This window comes from Bradyrhizobium genosp. L (genome assembly GCF_015624485.1).
Lineage (GTDB): Bacteria > Pseudomonadota > Alphaproteobacteria > Rhizobiales > Xanthobacteraceae > Bradyrhizobium.
Map to the genome: position 1 here is coordinate 5,815,857 of NZ_CP061378.1, position 18,900 is coordinate 5,834,756.

Below are 18,900 nucleotides of genomic sequence, written 5' to 3' on the forward strand. Positions count from 1 at the left end.
TGGCATGGCCGCAACAGACGTGACCGCGCCCGCATCGTCGTCCGATCGCGCAACCCCCATTCCGAGCGATGCCCTGATCATCGTCCCGGCGCGCAATACCGTGCTGTATCCGAACGTCATCGTCCCGATCACGATCGGGCGCGCGAAGTCGATTGCCGCAGCCCAGCAAGCGGTGCGCGAGCAGCGCCAGATCGGCATCATCCTGCAGCGCGACGCCGAGACCAACGATCCCGGCCCCGACGATCTCTACCGGATCGGCACCGTCGCCAACATCGTGCGCTACATCACCGCCGCCGACGACACCCACCACCTGGTCTGCCAGGGCGTGGCACGCATGCGCGTGCTCGACTATCTGCCGGGCACGCCGTTCCTGGCCGCCCGCGTGCTGCAGATCCCGGAGCCGACCACGACCTCGCCCGAGATCGAGGCCCGCTTCCTCAATTTGCAGCGTCAGGCGCTGGAGGCCGCGCAGCTGTTGCCGCAGGTGCCGCCGGAATTGATCGCGGCGCTGCAGGGCACGAATTCGCCGGCAACGCTGGCGGATCTCGCGACCTCCTACATGGACATCAAGCCGCAGGAGAAACAGGACATCCTCGAGACCATCGACCTGGTGGCGCGGATGGACAAGGTCTCGCGCCATCTCGCCGAACGCATCGAGGTGCTCAGGCTCTCCCAGGAAATCGGCCAGAAGACCAAGGCCGCGTTCGACGAGCGGCAGCGCGAGGCGATCCTGCGCGAGCAGATGGCGACGATCCAGCGCCAACTCGGCGAAGGCGACGGCAAATCCGCCGAAGTTGCCGAGCTGACCAAGGCGATCGTGGAAGCAAAAATGCCGCCGGAAGCCGAGGGCCAGGCCCAGAAGGAGCTGCGCCGCTACGAGCGGATGCCGGAGGCGGCGGCCGAGTCTGGCATGGTACGCAGCTATCTCGACTGGCTGATCGACCTGCCCTGGGCGCTGCCCGAAGAGAAGCCGATCGACATCAAGGAGGCGCGCAAGATCCTCGATGCCGATCATTTCGGCCTCGACAAGATCAAGAGCCGCATCATCGAATATCTCGCGGTGCGCAAGCTGGCGCCGGGCGGCAAGGCTCCGATCCTCTGCTTCGTCGGCCCGCCCGGCGTCGGCAAGACCTCGCTGGGGCAATCGATCGCGCGCGCGATGAGCCGGCCGTTCGTCCGCGTCTCGCTCGGCGGCGTGCATGATGAGGCCGAGATCCGCGGCCACCGCCGCACCTATATCGGCGCGCTGCCCGGCAACATCATCCAGGGCATCAAGAAGGCCGGCGCGCGCAATTGCGTGATGATGCTGGACGAGATCGACAAGATGGGCCGCGGCGTGCAGGGCGATCCGTCGGCCGCGATGCTCGAGGTGCTCGACCCCGAGCAGAACGGCACCTTCCGCGACAATTACCTCGGCGTGCCCTTCGATCTCTCCCGCGTCGTCTTCATCGCGACCGCCAATATGCTCGACGGCGTGCCGGGTCCGCTGCTCGACCGCATGGAGCTGATCAGCCTCGCCGGCTACACCGAGGAGGAGAAGCTCGAGATCGCCAAGCGCTATCTGGTGCGCCGCCAGCTCGAGGCCAACGGGTTGAAATCTGACCAGGCCGAGATCGAGCCGGATGCGCTCAGGCTGATCATCAAAAGCTATACGCGCGAGGCCGGCGTCCGCAACCTGGAGCGCGAGATCGGCAAGGTGTTGCGCAACGTCGCGGTGCAGATCGCCGAAGGCAGCACGAACCACGTCACGATCGCGCCGAAGGACATCGCGACGTTGCTCGGCCAACCCCGGTTCGAGAACGAGATCGCGATGCGCACCAGCATTCCCGGCGTCGCGACCGGCCTCGCCTGGACCCCGGTCGGCGGCGACATCCTGTTCATCGAGGCCTCGCGCACGACGGGCCGCGGAGGGCTGATGATCACCGGCCAGCTCGGCGACGTCATGCGCGAGAGCGTGCAGGCCGCGCTGACGCTGGTGAAGAGCCGCGCCACCCAGCTCGGCATCGATCCCACACTGTTCGAGAGGAGCGACATCCACGTCCACGTCCCCGCCGGTGCCACGCCGAAGGACGGCCCAAGCGCCGGCGTCGCGATGTTCACCGCCCTCACCTCACTCCTGACCGATCGCACCGTCCGCAGCGACACCGCGATGACCGGCGAAATCTCGCTGCGCGGCCTGGTGCTGCCGGTCGGCGGCATCAAGGAGAAGGTCGTCGCCGCGGCCGCGGCAGGCCTCACCCGCGTCATGCTGCCGGCCCGCAACCGGCGCGACTACGACGACATCCCGGCCAGCGCCCGCGAGAAGCTGGAGTTCATCTGGCTGGAGCGGGTCGACGAGGCGATCGCCGCGGCACTGGAGCCGGCCAAAGCGACACCGGCCGCCGCGGAGTAATCGCGACAGTCCTGCGACATCGCAGCCGGCGCGCCTCAAAAATACTCGCCGCCGCAATCAATCATAGATTGTCTGGATATCGGTAAATTGTCTATGGTTGCTTCGACGCGCGGCAATGTTGCCAGCCGCCGGGCCGGGAATTGCGATCATGGCGAAGTCATTTGAAATCGAAATTGCGCTTGACGATCTCGAGCTGCTGAAAGCCCAAGGATATCTGCTGTGCGTTGCCGGCGCCTTTGGCGAGGAGAGGCCCCTCGTCGTCTGGCGGTGCTTCGGCAATTATCTGGAGAACAACCCTTTCAGCCTGACCGGTCAGTTCGAGGTGTTCGCCACCTCCTCGTTCAAGATCGGTGGCGTGGTCCATGTCGATACCAAAACCATGGCGATCGCGCCGGGCCAGCAGACCACATTCACCGCGGATGCGGAATTCCAGCCGCCGGTTGCGATCGACCAGCCGCGCAGTATCATGATTCAAAGCCAGTATCCCGGACCCACCCACATCGGGTTTAACAGCACGCTGACGGGCCCTGACAATGTTCAGCAGACGACGCCGATCTTCGTCTCGGACAACGTGTTCGGTTCTACTAATTTTGTCTTCATGCCCCTCGACGCATTCCAGGTCTGGCTGCAGCAGAATGTCGTGACCAGCAACATCATCGATCCCCACATTACCAATCCGGGCACGATCGATCTGACGAATAAGGATTTCGTGAAGCTAACCTACCAGAACGGCAAGTGGTCCGAACAACCCGATGCGCGGCCGAGCGCTGCGTGACCCGGCCGTTCGCCAAAGGGAAGCTGCCATGGTGAAACTCGTTCAGATCCAGATCCATCAGACCGACTACCGAACCCTGAAATCCGGCAACTACAATCTCTGCTTTGCGCAGAAGACCAACGGTGCCTACACCGTGCTGTGCCAGTCGATCTCGAACTATCTGCCGTCCACCCACTTCTCGTGGCAGCCCGATTACCAGCTCTTCGGCACCAATTTCTTCACCGCAGGCGCCGCTGTGGTCGTCGAGACCAATGCCGTAGCCGTCGACCTCGTCAGGATGAGCGTGGCCGCCATCGACGCTGCGGGCGTCGTGGAACCGGCGGCTGGCGGAGCCGCCGTCAGCTTCATCCCGTTCTCCAACGCGAACGGCCCTATCCATGTCGGACTGATCGGGTCGTCCGCCGGCCCCGATGATACGCAGCAGTCGCTGCCGATCCATGTCGGACCGCAAGCCGCCGGCATCGGCCTCGCGCTGCTTGCGCCACTCGACATGGTTCGGGTCTGGTTTCAGCAGAACATCGCGACCAGCACGATGCTGAGCGCTGAGATGCTGGCAAGCGGCCCGAACGCGATCGAGGTCGACCTGACGGCCTCGGACAAGGCCTCGCTGCACTACGAGAGCGGCATGTGGTCGATCATCGATGCGTGAGGCCAGCGGCGCGCCTCAGCTCTTCCCCATGCAGTCTTCGATGTAGAACCAGCGGTCGTCGCCGGTCAGGCCCTTGGCTTTCACTTCGGCGCGGCAGGCCTTCAGCTTGGGCTTGTTGGCCCGCCAATGCGCCCGCATCTCCTTCAGCTTCTGCATGCTGAGCTTCATCCTCGACGGCTTGGCCTCGGTGGTCTGGGCGGACGCCGAATGCAGCGAGCCGGCCAGGAGCAACACGGCCGCGAGACAGCTTGCAGTACGAAACATTGAAACCCCCATTCCCAATTGTTGTTGATTTAACAAACGCGATCGCCGCAGGGACCTGATGAACAGGCATCCCGCGGCGACGAGAGCAGCGATCAAAGGATTTTGATTGCGCTCTGAAGCGTCATGTACACGCCGTAGGCCAATGGAATGCCGACGAACAGCCAGAACAGCGCGGACTGCGCGTCCAATCCCCCCTTGCCGATCCCGAACGATCCGGTCTGCCCGGCCGAAGCGCCGGCACTCGCCTGTTGCAGTTTCGCGACCTCCGCCTCGCTCATGTACCACTTCGGATCGACCGGCTTGACCAGATAGTTGCAGATCAGGCCCGCGACCAGCATCCCGCACAGGATATACATGGTGGAGTTGTAGAGCTGGTCACGCGGCACGCCGGCCGCAAGCTGGAATTCACGGATGTAGTTCACCACCACCGGACCGATGATGCCGGCGGTCGACCACGCCGTCAGCAGACGGCCATGGATGGCGCCGACGAACTGGGTGCCGAAGATGTCCGCGAGATAGGCCGGCACGGTGGAGAAACCGCCGCCATACATCGACAGGATGATGCCGAAGCCGAGCACGAACAGCAGCTTGTTGCCCGTCACGGCGAAGGTCGGCGCCAGCGCGTAGAGCACGATGCCGAGGATGAAGAACGTGTAGTAGGTGTTCTTGCGGCCGATATAGTCCGACAGCGTGGCCCAGAAGAATCGGCCGCCGATGTTGAACAGCGAGAGCAGCCCGGCGAAGCCGGCGGCGATCACGGCGATCTGTCCCTTCTGCGCCGCGTTGAGCGCATTGAAGCCGACATCGGGCAGCCCGATCAACTTGCCTCCGAAAATCTCCTGCAACATCGGCGAGGCCATGCCGATCACGCCGATTCCCGCCGACACGTTCAAGCAGAGCACCCACCAGATCAGCCAGAACTGCGGGGTCTTGTGCGCGTTGTCGAGATGGACGTGATGCTCTGATATCATCGTCTTCTTCTCGCTCGGCGGCGTCCAGCCGTCGGGCCGCCAACCGGCCGGCGGCAGGCGGTAGCGGAACGCGCCGATCACCATGAATACGAAATAGATGACCGCCAGGGTCAGGAAGGTTTCCCAGACGCCGACCGACGTCGGTGTCTTGAACTGGTTCATCAGCCAGGCGGCAAGCGGAGCACCGATCATCGCGCCGCCGCCGAAGCCCATGATCGCCATGCCGGTCGCCATGCCGCGGCGGTCGGGGAACCATTTCACCAGCGTCGACACCGGCGAGATGTAGCCGAGACCGAGGCCGATGCCGCCGATCACGCCGGAGCCGAGCCACATCAGCCAGAGCTGGTGGAGATAGATGCCGATCGCGCCGAGCACGAGACCGCCGCACCAGCACAGCGCGGCGACGAAGCCGGCCTTGCGCGGCCCGACCTTCTCCAGCCAGCCGCCCCACACCGCCGCTGCGACGCCAAGCACCACGAAGAACAGTGTGAACATCCAGCCCAGGCTCGCGACCTTCCAGTCGCAAGTGGTGGTGAACAATTCCTGGACCAGCGAAATGTCGGGGCACGCTTTCGGCGCGTTCAGGCCGATCGCGCGCGACAGCGGCAGCCAGAACACCGAGAAGCCATAGGCCATGCCGATGCAGAGGTGGATGCACAGCGCCGCCGGCGGCACCAGCCAGCGGTTGAATCCGGCGGTCGCGATGGTCCGCTCCTTGTCGAGAATACCGGCACCTGCCCCGGCAACGCTTCCAGCGCTGCTGCTTATCGTCGTCATTGCAACCTCCCTGCAGCCGCCGTTACGTCAGGCGCATCTGCTGTCTTCGGTCCCGCCTCAGCCCCTGCGGCGCAGCTGCCAGACTGCCGTTCCGCAAAATTCCCCGCATGCGCCGGGACCACCACGCGCATTCTGGAATTTGAACCCCCAACGCGATCGGATATGCCCCGAACGCGCGGCCAATCTGGATACGATCTGCCCTCAGCCACGTGCCTTCGCCCGGGCACGAGTCTATCGCCACAACCAGACGGACATTATCAATTCGTGCAGACGGGGGAACTAGGAGTCGATAGGCAAAAGGTAGATATCCGCTGCGTCTACCTCGTACGCGGCAATGCAGCATTTGACTTGTCTATCGTCCCATTCGTCTTCTCGATCAGAAAAACGATGCGAAGATCGCTTCGCTCGGCGATCTCGACCTTATCGCCGGTTTCCCGAATGAGGTTCGGGATATCGATCACCGACAACGGATCGGTGCAATGCACTTCGAGGACGTCGCCAGGCATCACCCGCTGCAGCGCCTTGCGGGTCTTCAGTGCCGGCAGCGGGCATTTCAGGCCGGTGAGATCGAGCTTGGTCGTGGTCATGCTGCGACCATGGCGAAGCGGTGGCGTATCGTCAACGGAGATGCGGCCCTCGCGCAGACCGTCGCGTCAGTGCCCGGCGGACGCCGCTGCCAGCACATCGTCGACCGCGATCGCGGACCGCAGCATCAGCGCCGCCACCGCCTCGACGTCATCGAGATGCGCCACCGGCAGCGTGGTTGCAATTGCAACGTCGCTCGCGAGTCCGACCACGCGTGCGTCGTCGGGAAACAGCAGCGGCTTGCCGTTGGCGCCGCGATGCACCTCGATCTTGTTGACCGGCTCGCGCTTGAACCCCTCGACCACGACGAGATCGACCGGCGCCATCTTGGCCAGCAGTTCCGGCAGGTGCGGCTCGTCGGCGCCGCGCAGCTCATGCATCAGCGCCCAGCGTCGCGACGAGGACACCAGCACCTCGGTCGCACCGGACTGCCGGTGCACCCAGGAATCCTTGCCGGGCACGTCGACATCGAATTCGTGATGCGCGTGCTTGATGACGGAGACGCGCAGGCCGCGGCGCAGGAGATGCGGTATCACCCGCGACAGCAACGTGGTCTTGCCTGCGCCGCTCCATCCCGCGAGGCCTATTATTTTCATCCGATCCAGTTCCACATATCGGCCCTCGCCTTGCCCGTCATTGCGACCAGAGAAGCGACGAAGCACCCGTAACAACGATTATGGCTGGATTTCATCATGCCTCCAACACGCTTATATCGGCAGCGAGCCATGCGCGGGTGATGACACCGCGTTTTGGCGAGCGATGCGCAACACACTCGGTGTCGGCGCTGCGAAGCAGGGGCGACACCTGGAGAGAGGCGCGCCCGGTGACGCTATGCCGGCCTGAACCCAGCTTTCGTCAAGGCCACGCGGCTTTCGTCCGACGCCAGGGCCTCGAGAAAAGCCTGCACCGCGGGCCGCTGCTTGCGCGCCGTCACCAGCGCGAAATCATAGTGCTCTTCAGCGAGCGGAATGAACCCGAGCCCCGCCGCATGGGCGACCGGTGCGATGGTCATGCCCCAGTCGGCGCGGTGCTGCGCCACTGCGGCCGCGACCGCGTTGTGCGAGCGCGGCTGATTCCAGTAGCCGTCGGGCCTGCTGCCGCCCAGCAACCGGTCGATCAGGATGCGGGTGCCCGCACCCTGGTTGCGGTTGACCATGATACAGGCGGGATCGGCGAGCGCAGTGCGCACCGCATCCTGCGCGCTGAGGCCGGTGAAGCGCGCATCACTCGCGCGGAACACGATGCCCTGCATGCGTCTCCAGCCCGGCACGAGTTCGAGGCCGGCGGCGAGATAGGGCGTGTTGTAGGTCTCGGTCTTGTCGTCGAACAGATGGATCGGCGCCAGATCGCATTCGCCGCGCTTGGCGGCCGCGAGCCCGCCGAGGCTGCCGACCGCGATCGAGCGGACGACGAGCCCGGCACGCGCCAACGGCGCGGTGACGAGATCGAGCCCGGTGCAATGGCTGCCGACGACAACGAGATCGGGCACCCGCACATGCGGCGTGAACAGCGTCACCTCGGTGTCGCTGCCCGCCGCCATCTGGTCGGCGAGCGCATCGATCTTCAGGAAACCGTCGGCCTGTGCAAACGACGTGATCGCGCCCGAGCCCTTGCTGCCGGGATAGGCGATCAGCCCGTCGCCGCTTTCGACCAGCGACACCATGACGAACTCGGTGCGGCCGAGCTCGGATGCAATCCGCACCGGCACCTTCGCCGTCACCGTGGCGTCGGAGCGCGGCGGCAGCCCCGCCATCCGGCGCAGCACCGGCACGATCATGTCGTGGAAGGTGAACATCGCCGAGGTCGGAAAGCCCGGCAGGATGATCACCGGCTTGCCGTTGCAGACCGCGAGGCACAGCGGCTTGCCCGGCTTCAGCGCCACGCCGTGGGCGACGATGCCGGGCTTGCCGAGCCGCGCAATGATCCGGTGCGAGACGTCGCCCGCGCCCTTGGACGTGCCGCCCGACAGCACCAGCATGTCGCTGTCGGCCAGCGCCCGGCGCATCGCGGCCTCGAGCCTCGCTTCATCGTCGGCGATCGCGCCGAGAAAATGCGCGTCACCGCCGTTCTCGGCGATCGCCGCGGTCACGATCGCACCGTTGGTGTCGTAGATCGCGGCGGGCGGCAACGCCTCGCCCGGCTGCACCAATTCGTCGCCAGTCGAGAGGATCGCAACACGCGGCCGCCGGGCGACCAAGATCTCGGCAATGCCGCAGGCTGCCAGCATGCCGATCTCGCGCGAGCCGATCATCGTACCAGTGCGCAGCAGCACCTCGCCGCGCGCGATGTCGGAGCCGGCATAGGAGACGAACTGCCCGGCCGAGGCCGCGCGCCGGACCTCGATCGCGCGCGCTGCCGCGGGCTGGGTGTGCTCGACCATCACGATGGCATCGGCGCCACGCGGCACCGGGCCGCCGGTCGCGATCGGCGTCGCGGTGCCAGGCAACACCGGCCGGGTCGGCGCCGTGCCGCAGGCGATGGTCTCGTCGTTGAGATCGAGCCGCACCGGCGCGGCTTCGCGCGCGCCGACCAGATCGGCGGAACGCAGGGCAAAGCCGTCGACATTGGAACGATCGAACGGCGGCACGTCGATCGGCGCCACGACATCCTGCGCCAGCGCACAGCCGAGCGCGTCAGCGAGCCGTCGCGTCTCCGACGGCAATTCACGCGGGAACAATGCGGCTTGGAAACGCGCCAGCGCCTCCTCGCGCGACAGGATGGTCAGGAACTGGTCCTGGTCGACGGATGCGCCGGGTTTTGTCATGGACGTGCTGCTCATCTGGGAAACTCAGTCCCGCAACATATAGGCATCGACAACCGCGCCCGCAGCAAAGCCTTCGGAGGTCCCGGGCACGATCAGCACGGCGTCGGCGCGCGCGATCGCATCGAGCGAGAGATCCCCGATCGCCAGCGCCGACCAGCATTCCTGCCGACAGGCCAGCAGCGCGACCTCGGCGACGCCGACGGTGGAGGCGATCTTGCGCGACAGCGGCAGGCTGCGCGTCGCGCGCGGCTGCCGCTCCGACAAGCGGTCCAGCAGGGGAAGCGCGACGGCCCACCAGGCCGCAAAGGCCTGGTCCGGCGCGCCGGGCAGCGCGATGACGGGCGTCGCATGCATCCGTCCGACCGCCATGGTGCGCCCCGGCTGCAAGGCGATGCCGTGCGTGATCAGCGCGCCGCGGCTGGCCAGCGCGCTTGCCGTCGCATCGGTGCGGCCGACACCGGTGCCTCCGATCGTGACCAACAGATCGCAGCCATCCACCTCGAGCGCGCGCGCGACATCAGATACATCCCGCCCCGCCTCGGCGCAGATGACGTCCGCTCCCGCCAGGCGCGCCGCTTCCGCAATCAGCGATGTCGTCACCTCGCCATTGGGAATGTTGACCAGGCGCAGCCTCGGCCGCCGCACGCGCAGTGTCGGCCATCCGGCAGCGCGCGCGAGCAGCAGATTGCGCGACCGCACCGGCTGTCCCGCTTCGGCGACCGCGCATCCCTGGGCGATATCGCCACCGGCATGTCGGACGCCCTGCCCCGGGACGGTTTCGCCGAGCACCTGCGCGATCGGACCGGAGCTGTCGACCAGGTCGGCATCGACAACGCAGTCGGCACCGATGGGCATCGCGGCGCCGGCCTCGACCCAGACCGGCGGCCCGGCCAGCGGCAACGGCGCATAGGAGGACGCCCCAACCAGATCGCCGGCACGCATCGCCCAGCCGTCGCCGGCGGCAACGTCGTGCGGCGGATGCGCATCGAGCCGCGGCATCTCGGCGGCGACGCAGCGCAACGCGTCGGCGAGCGGCAGTTCGACCGGCGCCACCGGTGCTGCATCGCGCAGCACGGCGGTCAGCGCCGCATCGAGCGGGGTGAGCGAAACCGGCAGGCGCTGGGTGGTGACCATGGCCCGCTATGGACCGAATCGGTGCTGAAGGAAACTGCCTCGCGTCCATCCGCACCCCGCCATTAGACCGAAGGCGCGTTGACGCGGCCCTCCAAATAGTTGCAAAAGAAACCAATATGGCCGGCCGCGAAAGCCCGGCACAAAGCAATAATGGCCAATGCGCCAATTCACGGGAGGGAGACAGGATGATCACCAAGAAGCTTGCCATGTTCGGAACGCTCGCGGCCGCGTTGCTGGCCTCGTCGGCCGCGTTTGCCCAGGTGTCCGACGACGTGGTCAAGATCGGCGTGCTGACGGACATGAACGGCCCGGCCTCGACGCCGACCGGACAGGGCTCGGTGACCGCAGCCCAGATGGCGGTCGACGATTTCGGCGGCAAGGTGCTCGGCAAGCCGATCACCGTCATCGTCGGCGACCACCAGCTCAAGCCCGACATCGGCGCGACCATCGCACGGCGCTGGTATGACGTCGACCAGGTCGATCTGATCGTCGACGTGCCGGTGTCCGCGGTCGGCCTCGCGGTGCAGAACATCGCCAACGAGAAGAAGAAGCTGTTCATCACGCATTCGACCGGCGCGACCGATTTCCACGGCAAGTTCTGCTCGCCCTACGCGATCCAGTGGGTGTTCGATACCCGCGCGCTCGCGGTCGGCACCGCGCAGGAGGTGGTGAAGCGCGGCGGCGACAGCTGGTTCTTCATCACCGACGACTACGCGTTCGGCCATTCGCTGGAGAAGGACGCCTCGGCGATCGTGACCAAGAACGGCGGCAAGGTGCTCGGCGCGGTGCGGCCGCCGTTTGCGACGCCGGACCTGTCGTCCTTCATCCTGCAGGCGCAGGCCTCGAAGGCCAAGATCATCGGCATTGCCGGCGGCCCGCCCAACAACACCAACGAGATCAAGACCGCCGCGGAGTTCGGCGTGTTCGCCGGCGGCCAGCAGATGGCGGCGCTGCTGGCGCTGATCACCGACATCCACTCGATCGGGCTGTCGGCCGCGCAGGGCCTGCTGCTGACCACTTCATTCTACTGGGACATGGACGACAAGACCCGCGAATGGTCGAAGCGCTATTTCGCCAAGTTGAACCGGATGCCGACGATGTGGCAGGCCGGCGTCTATTCCTCCGTGACGGCCTATCTCAATGCGATCAAGGAGGCCGGCACCGACGAGCCGCTGAAGGTCGCGGCCAAGATGCGCGAGAAGCCGGTCGAGGATTTCTTCGCCCGCAACGGCAAACTGCGCGAGGACAATCTGATGGTGCACGACCTCTGGCTGGTGCAGGTCAAGACCCCCGCAGAATCGAAATATCCGTGGGACTATTACAAGATCCTGGCGAAGATTTCCGGCGACGACGCGTTCGGCCCGCCGGACCCGGCGTGTCAGATGATCAAGAAGTGACGACCGGAGGTCGTCATTCCGGATTCGATGCTCACGCATCGCACCGGAATGACGGCCTCCCCACCCTATTTCGCCACCCCGATCTCACGAAGATATTTCAACACGCCGGGGTGAATGAGATTGATGTCGGGCGCGGCGGCCACCGTGTTCGCGGCCGTGGTCTCGCAGGCCTGGGCGAGCTTCTTGCAGAAGGTGGCCTCGACGCCGTGCAGCGTTTTCGCCAGCCGATAGGCGACATCGTCGGGGAGGCCGTCGCGCACCAGCACATAGCTCCAGGAACCGACCGACGCGATCGCCTCGGTCTGCTTCGGATAGCTGCCTGCGGGCACCGTCAGCGGCTTCAGAAAAGTATGCTTGGCGCGGATCTTTGCGATCTCGTCTGCAGTCGGCGCGATGAAGCGCGCGCCGGTGGCGCTCTCGGCCATCTTGGTGAAGCCGGGCCAGCCGATGCCGGCGCCCCACAGCGCGGCCGCGCGGCCATCCTGGACCATAGGAGGCCCGTCGCCGGCGTGGTCGAGATAGATCGACTTGAAGTCCTCGTCCTGCTTCAATCCGATGCCATCGAGAATATAGCGCGACAGGATCGGCAGGCCGGAGCCCTTGGCGCCGAACGCGACCGGCTTGCCGACCAGGTCCTGGATCGTCTTGTAGGGGCTGTCGGCGCGGACCACGAACATGCCCGGGCTGGAATACATCGCGGTGAGGATCTTCATTTTCGTGGCAGGCGCGCGTCCGATGCCCTTGAAGGCCTCATAGGCCGGCTCGCCCGCGACGGTCGCGATATCGACGCTGCCGGCCTCGAGCAGCGGGATGTTCTCGTTGGAGCCCTTGGTGTTGCGCGGCTCGATCGACAATGTCGGATCGGCCGCGTTCACCACCTCGGCCAGCGCGTTGCCGTAGAGCGGAAAGCCGCCGCCCGGCGTCGCCGTGGCGAAACTGATCGTGGTCTTCGACATCGCCTTGTCCCCCTCCTGCGCGCTCGCACCGCCCGCCGACATCAGCGCGACGGCGCATATCACAACAGCGAATTTCATCTCAAGCCTCGGCATCATGTCGCCCGCGACAGACTCGCACGGCAGACGGCGTAGGCAAAGGAGGCGTTTTGTGAAACGATGCCCGTAACGGTCACAAGAAAATGAGGGAGACGATGATCCGGTTGATGCGTATTGCGTTGCTCGCTTTGGTTTGTGCCTTTGCCTTGCTCGGCGCCGCCTCCGCCGCCGATTATCCGAACCGCCCGGTGCGCTGGCTGATCGGCTTTGCCGCCGGCGGCCCGGTCGACATCGTCGCGCGCATCATGGCGCAGTGGCTGTCGGATCATCTCGGCCAGCAATTCGTGGTCGAGAACCGCGCCGGCTCCGGCGGCAACATCGCAGCCGCCGCCGCCATCAACGCGCCGCCGGACGGCTACACGCTGCTGTTCGTCGCGCCCAACAATGCGATCTCGACCTCGCTCTACAAGAAGCTGCCCTACGACTTCCTGCGCGACACCACCCCGGTCGCCAGCATCATGCAGCTCACCAACATGCTGGTGGTCTCGAATGCGATGCCGGTGAAGACCGTCCAGGAGTTCATCGACTACTGCAAGGCCAATCCGGGCAAGATCGCCTACGCTTCGTCCGGCAACGGCACCTCGGTGCACATGTCGGCCGAGCTGTTCAAGGCGATGACCAAATGCGACATGCAGCACGTGCCCTATCGCGGATCGGCGATCGCCTTTCCCGACATCATCTCCAACAAGGTGCAGCTGATCTTCGACAATCTGCCGTCGGCGCTGGAGCAGTCGCGCGGCGGCAGCGTGCGCGCGCTCGGCGTCACCTCGCCGCAGCGCTGGCCCGGCGTGCCCGACGTGCCGGCGATCGCCGAGACCGTGCCGGGCTTCGAGGCGGTCGGCTTCTACGGCATCTCGGCGCCGAAGGGGACGCCAAGCGAGATCGTCGATCTCCTCAACAAGGCGGTCGGTGACGCGCTGAAGGACCCGAAGCTGGTGGCGCGCCTCGCCGAGGTCGGCGGCATCCCGAAGCCGATGACGCCTGCCGAGTTTGGCAAGCTGGTGGCCGACGAGACCGAGAAGTGGCGCAAAGTCGTGGAGTTCGCGGGTGTTTCCGTGGATTAAGGCCTGCGCCATTGCCGGATCGCGGCCCAGCCTGTAAACGGAGCCGGCACCGTCGCCGGCCCCTCACGCGGCCCGCGAGGCGGCGGGGCCTGTAGCTCAATGGTTAGAGCCGGCCGCTCATAACGGTCTGGTTGCAGGTTCGAGTCCTGCCGGGCCCACCAGCCTTCGCGCGCTTCGGCGCGGCAGGCCCGTGCCACAAATTCCCGGCTAAGTGAGCGAAGATTGTCGCGCCGAAGCCCTCTTGGGCGAAGGCGGACTGCGGCCACAAGCCACGCCTCACCAAAACCGCGAAAACAACCCCATGCAAAGGAGCAATGACCTGCTCGATGCCTTGAGCGACCCATTCGAAAACCATTTGACACGTCGGGCAACTCAGCGGCACGATTCCATCATCGCCCCCGATGGCCTGCTTCAGCGACCATCAATGCACTTGTGATGCTGATCGGGACGCTGCAGCATCGGCATGGCCTCTTCAAAGGCCGCCGCAGTCTGCAGTACGGCGAGCATTGAAGCGCCGGCTGGCGATCTGCAGATTGTCGAGCCGCGTCGCGGTACAGCGAAGGCCGTGATCGAGCAGGCCGCCGGGTGATCGGAACGATCGAAGTGCTTGGCTCCAAATAGACGCGTCTCGGCGAGCGACAACAATCCTCCCGCGTAAACCTCTCAGCGCGGGCGCTTCGGCAGCCGGTCGGGATTGAATGGCGGCGGCGGGCCGTCGGCGGCGGGATTACGGTGACTGCGCACTCAATCCACTTGGCGCGCTTCACGCGTTGGGCCAGCAACCGTCACGCTCGTTCCAACTAAGTGCACTGTCACCGCAATCAGCAACGGGGTTGCGTGGTTTGCTCCTGCGTCAAAAATAAAGTCGAGCCTTCTAACAGACGTTAGAAAATCACATTTTCACTATTGTTTTCAAGACAGTAAGTCGTCACTACGGTCACTTTCCGTAGATGGATCATGCTACCTTGTCGGCTGCACGAAAGCTGTGGACAGCGAAAACACCTCCATTCACGCGAGAGAACAAATTGCGCACGATTTGAAAGGTCATTTTTGCGAGGCATTCCGCCCCGGCGCAATTGCGACGTGTTCACTCGCGACGCGAATCGGCCACGTCCGCGCAACCTAACCAAAAGGCAATTATATAGATCATATTTGTCAGTGATTGTATGCGCCAAAGCAAAGCTAGCCTGAACCAATGGAGCAAGCAGAGTTCATTCGCATCGTAACGGAAGCGCCGGGCATGTTCGCCTGGATGCTAGGTGCAGGGTCGTCCCAAAGCGCTGGCTTGCCCACAGCATGGGATATCATTTGGGATCTGAAGCGCCGCTATTACTGTTCCGAAGAGCATCAGGAAGTTTCGTCGAACGACCTTCAGAACGGTGCGGTCCGCGAGAAGATTGAATCCTATCTGATGTCGCGCGGCTTTCCCGCGACGAGCGACCCAACGGCCTATAGCCGAAGTTTCGAGTTGATTTTTGGCACCGACCTCGAGCGGCAGAGCCGCTATCTGCAAGCAAAGCTTTCCGAGAAAGCGTCATCCCTTACCCTCGGTCACAGAATCTTGGGCGGCCTCTTCAGCACGGGGGCGATCAAGGTCGTGTTTACGACCAATTTCGACACCGTCGTCGAGCGCGCCGTTGCCGAGGTTACCGGCAAGAGCCTTTCTGCATTTCATCTGGAAGGCAGCTACGCCGCAAAGCAAGCGCTGAACAACGACGCCTTCCCAATTTACTGCAAGCTTCACGGTGACTTTCGCTATACGAGCATCAAAAATCTTACAGAGGATCTGAAAACCCAGAACGCCGAGATGGGCGATTGCCTCGAAAGCGCCTGCAATCGGTTTGGCATGATAGTGGCGGGCTACAGCGGCCGCGACGAAAGTGTGATGCAGCTCCTTCACCGTATCCTCGACGGCCCTAATCCTTTCCCACATGGCTTTTACTGGACAACGCTTAAGGGACGGAATCCGCTCCCGGCTGTGACCGCGCTGTTGGAAGTCGCACGCGCCAAGGGCGTGCGCGCCGAGCTTATCGAAATCGAGACATTCGATTCCTTGATGTCACGGATCTGGAAGCAATTCCCGGACAAGCCAAAAGAGCTCATCGAGAAGATCGGCCGAACCGGCTCTCAAGCTGTTTCTATTCCACGTAAGGGCGCTGGTAGCGGCGACCCAATTTTGCGCCTTAACGCGCTTCCTTTGCTTGAAATGCCGGACACCTGTCTTGAGCTTAGCTTCGCAGCTCCCAAGGACTGGCACGATATCCACTCTGCGGAGAAACAAGCACGCGATCAGATTGTCGCGACCAAGGGCAGTTCGATCTTGGCGTGGGGCGATGAACAGACACTACGGCGGGCGTTTGGCAAGGATCTCACGTCCTTGTCGCCGTACTGCATCAAGGATCGCCTTCAGGATTACGCTAACAATCTCTACCTCAAGGGATTCATCGAACGGGCGATAGGCCTTTCTCTTATACGGGGTAAGCCACTGCTCATGCGCGATTGGCGCGGAGGGTCGGTCCTTATTCTTGATCGACAACATCCCAATCTCGCCCTGACGAAGGGAATTTCTCAATGTGTCGGCAGTTTGTACGGCCGGATTGAAGGGATGATCTCCGCAATAACGCCTGAACATCCCAAGTCCGAAGAAGTCTGGTGGGCAGAGGCGGCCCGGCTCGATGTGGATGAAATTGACGGCCGGTTCTGGCTCGTCCTGAAGCCCGACGTTTGGATATGGCCCAAGCACGCGCGGCAGCAGGCAATCGGCTTTTTGGACGAGCGGCTGGGAAATCGTTTCAACAACCGGGGCGATGCATTGCTCTCGGCATGGATCAACCTCGTGCTTCCGAGTACAGGGCGGGCGGCCGATCACGTCTTGCAGCCGTTTGAAGGCCAGGAGAGCGCCGGCTCACCGAAGATCGTCGTCAACGCCCGTACGGCCTTTAGCCGGAGGATGGCGGTATGACAGCATCACCTTCGGAAATGGATGGCTATGCGACGATCCCTGAGCCAGACCTTGTTTTTGCTGGTGGTGGCTTGGACAAGCATCCCTTGCGCGGCCTCATTCGGCGTGGGCCCTATAGCCTGCCGCTCGGGATCCCGGCGCGGGTTCGTCTGGCCTTGCTGGCGCCGAAGGGGTTGCTTCCGAAGCTCGACAGTATTCTACGCGAACTGGGAGGCTCCGCCCGGCCGCGCGAAGCGCTCAACTACTATCCAGAGTATCCGGGTTTCGAACGGCTTTTCCGTACCCCGCTCATTGCTGAGAACGCGCGCCGGTTCGAAATGTCGGAGGATCTCAATCGCCTCGCGCTTGAAGGCAATCGCAACGAACTTGCACGTCAAATCTTCGACGCGATCGGCAAGCTCACCCTGCACCGCGCAGAGTTCGACGTTTTGTTAATGTATTTGCCGAATTCCTGGGAAGCATGCTTCGAGTCGCCAGGCTTTGATCTACACGACTTCCTCAAAGCTTTCTGTGCGCCGACCCGGATTCCGATCCAAATAGTCTTGGAAGGCGCGCTCCTGCGCAAGTGCCGCGCGAATGTGATGTGGGGTCTTAGCGTCGCGCTGTACGCAAAAGCTGGCGGAATTCCTTGGAAGCTCGCCGGCCTCAATCCCGACGAGGCCTACATCGGCATCAGCTATGCCATGAAGACGAGCAGCGATGGGACTGATTACACGACCTGCTGCAGTCAGGTGTTCGACCCGGATGGCACCGGATTTCAATTTGTTGCCTACGATACCAAAAGCTTCACGCAGGATCGACGCGGCAACCCGTACCTCGACTACAACGAAATGCTGGCCGTGATATCGCGAAGCCTTGAGATCTATCAGAGCGGCCATTCAGGCCGTCCGCCCAAGAAGGTAACCGTGCACAAGAATACCCCCTTCAAGGAAGAGGAAATCCTAGGGACTCTCGATGCGTTCAGCGATCGGACCGATGTTGAGCTTGTCCAGATTGTAAAATCGTCGAACTGGATGGCCCTTGCGTATGGCGATAACAAACGTGCCTCAGCCTACCCCCTTCTCCGCGGGACGCACTTGCCCCTGACCCCTGATGCGGCTTTTTTCTGGTCGCAAGGCAGCGTGGACGGAGTTCACATGACCGCATCCAAGCCGGTCTATAAGGAAGGCAATCTAAAGCCAATTCCATCTCCGCTCCTGCTAAAGCGATTTACGGGAGCTGGAGGATGGCACGACACCTGTGCCGGAATTCTTGGGCTTACAAAAATGGATTGGAATAACAATACGCTCTACAAGAAATTGCCGGTGACGTTGGAATATTCCCAGCGCTTCGCGCGAATTATTCAGCAGAATCCAAATATGGTCGATGACGTCTTCGATTTCCGAAATTTTATGTAACACATGTGCAGTCCGATCACTTGATTAGAGCGCTTGCTCATAAGGTCGCCGAGGTGAATTCATAATCTCCTTGCTCCAAAATGACCGTGCTACTGCAAAGTCAGCGAGAAATGCCCGGCTCGCAGTTTCTCAAAGATTCCACAAACTTCAGGTGTCGGAGCAACGCATAAGTTCGATACGTATCCAATAAGGCCCACCAAGGATGCGGTAACCGCTCAGCGCGGGCGCTTCGGCAGTTTCGGCAGGCGGTCGGGGTTGAATGGCGGCAGTGGTCCTTCCGCGGCCGGCGCGGGCTCGGCCTGCTCGCTGCGGATCAGCGTCCCCTCCAGCAGCATGCCCGGCACCTCGTCGGCGGTCGCAACATACGCGCCGATATTGCCGACGAACGATCCCTCGAGCCGCAGCGTGAGATTGTCGGCGCCGAACACGGTGTCATGTCCCTCGCTGTGACGCTTGGTCGTGACGATGGCGACAAAATGCTCGCCGTCGACTTCGCAGGTGCCGCTGTAGCTCATGATGCTGTCGCGGCCCCAGATCTTGCCGTCTGCGACATGCGCGATTCCGGTGCCCTGACTCAAGGGGGTCTTGAACCACGCAGCGTAGGTACCGTCTTTGAGCATCGGAATGGGACTCGTATTGGAAACGGCCCAATCATCGGCAGCGCGCCCTAAGGGATGGTTAACCTCTGTCGACGACCCGGTGTCCTACGTGCGCCCG

General features: G+C 63.5%; 16 protein-coding genes and 1 tRNA gene. 8 read left to right on the forward strand and 9 right to left on the reverse strand.

All coding sequences use genetic code 11. The features are described from left to right. Positions 1-4 precede the first annotated feature (4 nt). The 3 genes from lon (at position 5) to IC762_RS27700 (ending at position 3,816) form a co-directional block, all read left to right on the forward strand. Positions 5-2,392, forward strand: a complete 2,388-nt coding sequence (gene lon, locus IC762_RS27690) for an endopeptidase La (protein ID WP_195785344.1) — start codon at positions 5-7, stop codon at positions 2,390-2,392. A gap of 148 nt (positions 2,393-2,540) precedes the next feature. Beyond that, positions 2,541-3,167 (forward strand): hypothetical protein, encoded by a 627-nt coding sequence (locus IC762_RS27695; RefSeq protein WP_195785345.1) that lies wholly within the window; start codon positions 2,541-2,543, stop codon positions 3,165-3,167. Positions 3,168-3,195: 28 nt separating this feature from the next. Next, positions 3,196-3,816: a hypothetical protein gene (locus tag IC762_RS27700; RefSeq protein ID WP_195785346.1), complete on the forward strand. Its 621-nt coding sequence runs from the start codon at positions 3,196-3,198 to the stop codon at positions 3,814-3,816. Between the two features lie 15 nt (positions 3,817-3,831). On the opposite strand, the gene IC762_RS27705 is transcribed toward IC762_RS27700, so the two are convergent. The 6 genes from IC762_RS27705 to IC762_RS27730 all read right to left on the reverse strand — a co-directional run bounded on the left by IC762_RS27705 (position 3,832) and on the right by IC762_RS27730 (position 10,311). Continuing rightward, a complete protein-coding gene (locus IC762_RS27705) occupies positions 3,832-4,080 on the reverse strand; it encodes a hypothetical protein (RefSeq protein ID WP_195785347.1) in 249 nt (82 codons plus the stop codon). 92 nt (positions 4,081-4,172) lie between these two features. After that, a complete protein-coding gene (locus IC762_RS27710) occupies positions 4,173-5,828 on the reverse strand; it encodes an OFA family MFS transporter (protein ID WP_195785348.1) in 1,656 nt (551 codons plus the stop codon). Between the two features lie 317 nt (positions 5,829-6,145). Then, positions 6,146-6,415 carry a sulfurtransferase TusA family protein gene (locus IC762_RS27715; RefSeq protein ID WP_195785349.1) on the reverse strand — a complete coding sequence of 90 codons (270 nt, stop codon included), beginning with the start codon at positions 6,413-6,415 and terminating at the stop codon, positions 6,146-6,148. A 66-nt stretch (positions 6,416-6,481) separates the two neighbouring features. Further along, positions 6,482-7,009, reverse strand: coding sequence for a molybdopterin-guanine dinucleotide biosynthesis protein B (gene mobB / locus IC762_RS27720; RefSeq protein ID WP_195785350.1), 528 nt, complete (start codon positions 7,007-7,009; stop codon positions 6,482-6,484). A 233-nt stretch (positions 7,010-7,242) separates the two neighbouring features. After that, positions 7,243-9,177 carry a molybdopterin biosynthesis protein gene (locus tag IC762_RS27725; protein WP_195790316.1) on the reverse strand — a complete coding sequence of 645 codons (1,935 nt, stop codon included), beginning with the start codon at positions 9,175-9,177 and terminating at the stop codon, positions 7,243-7,245. 24 nt (positions 9,178-9,201) lie between these two features. Beyond that, positions 9,202-10,311: a molybdopterin-binding protein gene (locus IC762_RS27730; protein WP_195785351.1), complete on the reverse strand. Its 1,110-nt coding sequence runs from the start codon at positions 10,309-10,311 to the stop codon at positions 9,202-9,204. Positions 10,312-10,496: 185 nt separating this feature from the next. Here IC762_RS27730 and IC762_RS27735 point away from each other — a divergent pair, with 185 nt between their 5' ends. After that, on the forward strand, positions 10,497-11,708 hold the full coding sequence (locus IC762_RS27735) for an ABC transporter substrate-binding protein (protein ID WP_246801272.1): 1,212 nt from the start codon (positions 10,497-10,499) through the stop codon (positions 11,706-11,708). A 65-nt stretch (positions 11,709-11,773) separates the two neighbouring features. Here IC762_RS27735 and IC762_RS27740 read toward each other — a convergent pair whose 3' ends face one another. Further along, a complete protein-coding gene (locus tag IC762_RS27740) occupies positions 11,774-12,742 on the reverse strand; it encodes a TAXI family TRAP transporter solute-binding subunit (protein ID WP_195785352.1) in 969 nt (322 codons plus the stop codon). A gap of 125 nt (positions 12,743-12,867) precedes the next feature. Here IC762_RS27740 and IC762_RS27745 point away from each other — a divergent pair, with 125 nt between their 5' ends. Together IC762_RS27745 and IC762_RS27750 are read left to right on the forward strand one after the other, a co-directional pair. Continuing rightward, positions 12,868-13,824, forward strand: a complete 957-nt coding sequence (locus IC762_RS27745; RefSeq protein ID WP_246801273.1) for a Bug family tripartite tricarboxylate transporter substrate binding protein — start codon at positions 12,868-12,870, stop codon at positions 13,822-13,824. Positions 13,825-13,909: 85 nt separating this feature from the next. Further along, positions 13,910-13,985: transfer RNA gene (locus tag IC762_RS27750), tRNA-Ile, on the forward strand. Between the two features lie 250 nt (positions 13,986-14,235). Here IC762_RS27750 and IC762_RS27755 read toward each other — a convergent pair. Next, complete coding sequence (locus IC762_RS27755) at positions 14,236-14,466, reverse strand: hypothetical protein (RefSeq protein WP_195785354.1); 231 nt, start codon at positions 14,464-14,466, stop codon at positions 14,236-14,238. 553 nt (positions 14,467-15,019) lie between these two features. Here IC762_RS27755 and IC762_RS27760 point away from each other — a divergent pair. Both IC762_RS27760 and IC762_RS27765 read left to right on the forward strand, forming a co-directional pair. Next, the gene (locus IC762_RS27760) at positions 15,020-16,786 is read left to right on the forward strand and encodes an SIR2 family protein (RefSeq protein WP_195785355.1); all 1,767 of its coding nucleotides are present in this window, start codon (positions 15,020-15,022) and stop codon (positions 16,784-16,786) included. Then, positions 16,783-18,183, forward strand: coding sequence for an argonaute/piwi family protein (locus tag IC762_RS27765; RefSeq protein WP_195785356.1), 1,401 nt, complete (start codon positions 16,783-16,785; stop codon positions 18,181-18,183). Before IC762_RS27760 ends, IC762_RS27765 begins: the two co-directional genes overlap by 4 nt. A 215-nt stretch (positions 18,184-18,398) precedes the next feature. On the opposite strand, the gene IC762_RS27770 is transcribed toward IC762_RS27765, so the two are convergent. After that, entirely contained in the window at positions 18,399-18,803 is a 405-nt protein-coding gene (locus IC762_RS27770) for a hypothetical protein (RefSeq protein ID WP_195785357.1), read from the reverse strand. Between the last annotated feature and the right edge of the window lie 97 nt (positions 18,804-18,900).

Coding starts and splice junctions, on each gene's coding strand:
- IC762_RS27740 (WP_195785352.1), bottom strand. CDS start 12,742: ATGAAATTCGCTGTTGTGATATGCGCCGTCGCGCTGATGTCGGCGGGC.
- IC762_RS27715 (WP_195785349.1), bottom strand. CDS start 6,415: ATGACCACGACCAAGCTCGATCTCACCGGCCTGAAATGCCCGCTGCCG.
- IC762_RS27705 (WP_195785347.1), bottom strand. CDS start 4,080: ATGTTTCGTACTGCAAGCTGTCTCGCGGCCGTGTTGCTCCTGGCCGGC.
- IC762_RS27745 (WP_246801273.1), top strand. CDS start 12,868: ATGCGTATTGCGTTGCTCGCTTTGGTTTGTGCCTTTGCCTTGCTCGGC.
- lon (WP_195785344.1), top strand. CDS start 5: ATGGCCGCAACAGACGTGACCGCGCCCGCATCGTCGTCCGATCGCGCA.
- IC762_RS27760 (WP_195785355.1), top strand. CDS start 15,020: ATGGAGCAAGCAGAGTTCATTCGCATCGTAACGGAAGCGCCGGGCATG.
- IC762_RS27710 (WP_195785348.1), bottom strand. CDS start 5,828: ATGACGACGATAAGCAGCAGCGCTGGAAGCGTTGCCGGGGCAGGTGCC.
- IC762_RS27730 (WP_195785351.1), bottom strand. CDS start 10,311: ATGGTCACCACCCAGCGCCTGCCGGTTTCGCTCACCCCGCTCGATGCG.
- mobB (WP_195785350.1), bottom strand. CDS start 7,009: ATGAAAATAATAGGCCTCGCGGGATGGAGCGGCGCAGGCAAGACCACG.
- IC762_RS27695 (WP_195785345.1), top strand. CDS start 2,541: ATGGCGAAGTCATTTGAAATCGAAATTGCGCTTGACGATCTCGAGCTG.
- IC762_RS27735 (WP_246801272.1), top strand. CDS start 10,497: ATGATCACCAAGAAGCTTGCCATGTTCGGAACGCTCGCGGCCGCGTTG.
- IC762_RS27725 (WP_195790316.1), bottom strand. CDS start 9,177: ATGACAAAACCCGGCGCATCCGTCGACCAGGACCAGTTCCTGACCATC.
- IC762_RS27700 (WP_195785346.1), top strand. CDS start 3,196: ATGGTGAAACTCGTTCAGATCCAGATCCATCAGACCGACTACCGAACC.
- IC762_RS27770 (WP_195785357.1), bottom strand. CDS start 18,803: ATGCTCAAAGACGGTACCTACGCTGCGTGGTTCAAGACCCCCTTGAGT.
- IC762_RS27765 (WP_195785356.1), top strand. CDS start 16,783: ATGACAGCATCACCTTCGGAAATGGATGGCTATGCGACGATCCCTGAG.